The sequence below is a fragment of the Megasphaera massiliensis genome, from assembly GCF_036305205.1.
Lineage (GTDB): Bacteria > Bacillota > Negativicutes > Veillonellales > Megasphaeraceae > Megasphaera > Megasphaera massiliensis.
The window spans coordinates 1-3,102 of the sequence record NZ_JAXIXE010000049.1; the positions used below are offsets into that span (position 1 = coordinate 1).

At 44.5% G+C, this 3,102-nt stretch carries 3 protein-coding genes and 1 pseudogene; all 4 read right to left on the reverse strand.

Annotated features, from left to right (window positions below):
• Positions 1-118: 118 nt before the first annotated feature.
• A complete protein-coding gene (locus UCI88_RS10660) occupies positions 119-1,081 on the reverse strand; it encodes a bifunctional 4-hydroxy-2-oxoglutarate aldolase/2-dehydro-3-deoxy-phosphogluconate aldolase (RefSeq protein ID WP_256180317.1) in 963 nt (320 codons plus the stop codon).
• 10 nt (positions 1,082-1,091) lie between these two features.
• Positions 1,092-2,030 carry a sugar kinase gene (locus UCI88_RS10665; protein WP_256180316.1) on the reverse strand — a complete coding sequence of 313 codons (939 nt, stop codon included), beginning with the start codon at positions 2,028-2,030 and terminating at the stop codon, positions 1,092-1,094.
• A 64-nt stretch (positions 2,031-2,094) separates the two neighbouring features.
• Positions 2,095-2,898, reverse strand: coding sequence for a gluconate 5-dehydrogenase (locus UCI88_RS10670; protein WP_256180315.1), 804 nt, complete (start codon positions 2,896-2,898; stop codon positions 2,095-2,097).
• A gap of 87 nt (positions 2,899-2,985) precedes the next feature.
• Positions 2,986-3,102, reverse strand: a pseudogene (locus UCI88_RS11495) (IS30 family transposase); the annotation flags it as partial.

Genomic DNA, 3,102 nt, shown 5'->3' on the forward strand with positions numbered 1-3,102 from the left:
CTCTTGAGCACATATCTTTGTTTTTCGCATTAAAAATACTCCCCTTCAAGCAGCATGAGATTTTATTATTTCTCATGTCTACCTAAAGGGGAGCATATCAATTTACACGGCAGCTTTTTTATTTACGACGTAAGTGAACGGAGAATCCACCTACTGTTTCTTTTAGGAATGCTACTTTTATTTCACCATTTTCATCACGATAACAGTGTTTTTCATCTAGTTCGATACCCTGGCGTTTATAATAAGCTAAAGCACGGGGCATATCACGTGTATCAATACAAATATGCCCATTGGTGCCTGGCATTTCATGGTCACAAATTTCAGCCATCGTACCGGCAAAGAAGTTGTCGGCCCCGGGAATCTTTTCTTGGACCATGAGTCGACATAAACCGTCGGTTACGGATTCTGCTTCAGCTCTTCCGGGTACATGAAGCCCTACATGCCCCAAGGAAAAGTCTAACATATGACGCACAAGGTTCTGACAATGGGCCGCAATTCCATCCCAGTCCTTCGATTTTACTAACTCGGAAGGGGTAATGAAACTTCCGCCTACGGCAGCAACGTTAGGTAAATCTAAATAATCATTCATGTTGTCATAGTTGACACCGCCCGTAGGAATGAATTTCATCGCGGCAAAAGGACCTGCTAAGGCTTTTAAGGTTTTTGTTCCCCCATAAGCTCCAGCAGGGAAAAATTTGCAAACGTCTAAGCCCAACCCGTTGGCAGCTTCTATATCAGCCGGCGATACAGTCCCGGGCATAATATCAACACCATGTTCAACACACCACTGTATGACCTGCGGATTATAGGCCGGCGTAATAATAAATTCAGCACCTGCTTTTACAGCCGCTTCTGCCTGTTTCACGTCATGAACCGTTCCGGCTCCGACAATTAATTCAGGAATCGTTTTCATGGCTTTGATGACATCCAGGCAGGCATCGGTACGGAAAGTGACTTCGGCAATAGGAATGCCACCACGTACCAGAGCCTTACCTAACGGCAAGGCATCGTCAGCATCATCCAGTACGATCAAAGGAACCAGACCGATTTCAAAAATAGTCTTCATATTATCACTAATCATAATATTCTCCTTATTTTTTCATGAATGTTTTCAACTGGTCGGGATACGGCAACCCTTCATTATCTCCACGACTCATAACTTGGATGGCTCCGACCGCATTGCCTCTACGGACAGCTTCTTTCAGCGTCCGTCCTTCCATCAATGCCGTAATGACCCCGGCAGCAAAACCGTCTCCGGCACCGACAGTATCGACAACTTTATCAACTTTAAATCCGGGAACCAGATATTCTTCCGTAGCCGTCGTTACATAAGCACCTTCACTGCCTACTTTAGTAATCACGACTTTTGCTCCAAGATTACGGTAAAAATCGTTGATTTTTTTTGGATCCTCGCTACCCATAAGGATTTTACCTTCAGCGGTTCCAGGAAGCACAATATCAGCTTTAGCAGCCATTGAATTAATCGACTTAATCATATCATCCTGACTGGGCCAGAGCTGCGGCCGCAGATTCGGATCGAAGGTAATTAATAATCCGGCCTGACGAGCTTTATCGAACATCAGGTTTACAGCCGCCAGTGTAGATTCACTTAACGCGGGCAAAATACCGGTCAAATGAATATGGCTGTATTCATCAAAACGAATTTTTTCAACATCTTCTACCGACAACGTCGATGCAGCTGAGCCGGCACGGAAATAAAAGATGTCCGGATCGCCTTCGCTTACACGGCCTTTCAACATAAACCCTGTTTTTTTCGTATCGCTCCAAGCTACAAATTCATTCCCAATATGATTTTCGTTCAAAACGCGTATAATACGTTGTCCAAAGGGATCATTGCCGAGCTTCGTCATATACGTAACACGATGCCCTAATCGGGAGACGCCGACAGCGACGTTGAATTCAGCACCTGCAACCGCTAAATCATAGCCCGTCACACTATCTAAGGTTCCTTCACTTTGGGCAATCAAAAGCCCCATCGGTTCTCCCGCAAGAATTAATCCAGATTTCATGACTATCAATCCTTTCTAAAGAAATAGACACGCCGAGTACTGCCCCGGCGTGTCATGGTTGTGATTACGGTTGTTTTCCGATATAAGCAAGAATACCGCCGTCAACATACAAAATATGACCGTTTACAAAGTCTGATGCATGAGAAGCTAAGAATACAGCAGGCCCTTCTAAGTCTTCAGTCGTCCCCCACCGTCCTGCCGGGGTTTTGGATACGATAAACTGATCGAAGGGATGACGTGACCCATCAGGCTGTTTTTCTCGAAGCGGAGCCGTTTGTGGAGTCGCAATATAGCCAGGTCCAATGCCGTTACACTGAATATTCGCTCCGCCAAATTCTGAGCATATATTCCGCGTCAACATCTTCAAACCACCTTTGGCTGCGGCATAAGCCGATACCGTTTCTCGCCCAAGTTCGCTCATCATAGAGCATATATTGATAATTTTACCGTGTCCCTTTTTAATCATCCCGGGAATAACGGCCTTCGATACAATGAAAGGTCCTACAAGGTCGACATCCACAACCTTTCTGAATTCATCCGTCGTCATATCGCACATAGGAATCCGTTTGATAATACCCGCATTATTGACCAAGATATCAATCGTTCCCAATGTTTTTTCAATTTCTGCCACTAATTGTTGAACATGCACTTCATCCGTGACATCGCAGAGATATCCATGGGCTTCAATACCTTCTCGTTCATAATCCTTCATGGCCTGCTGAATATGTTCTTCACTACGGCAGTTAAAAGCAATAACAGCCCCCGCCCGTGCCAAAGCTTTCGCAATAGCAAAGCCAATTCCATAAGATCCGCCTGTAACGAAGGCGACATTTCCTTTTAAGGAAAACATATCATTCAAGTATTCCATAATAAGGCCTCCTAAATTTTAAATGGTTCTAACTAGTGAGCTGCATGGGGAATCGACAAATCTTTATGCGGTTAATTGCAATACCAATTAGGACACTCGAGACAATTCGGCCTGAAATTTAGATTCAGCATCTTCGTAAGCAAAGATTTTTCGAGGCAGTTCATTGATCCAGCGTTCAATCATCGCAATGGTTTGAGAAGACAC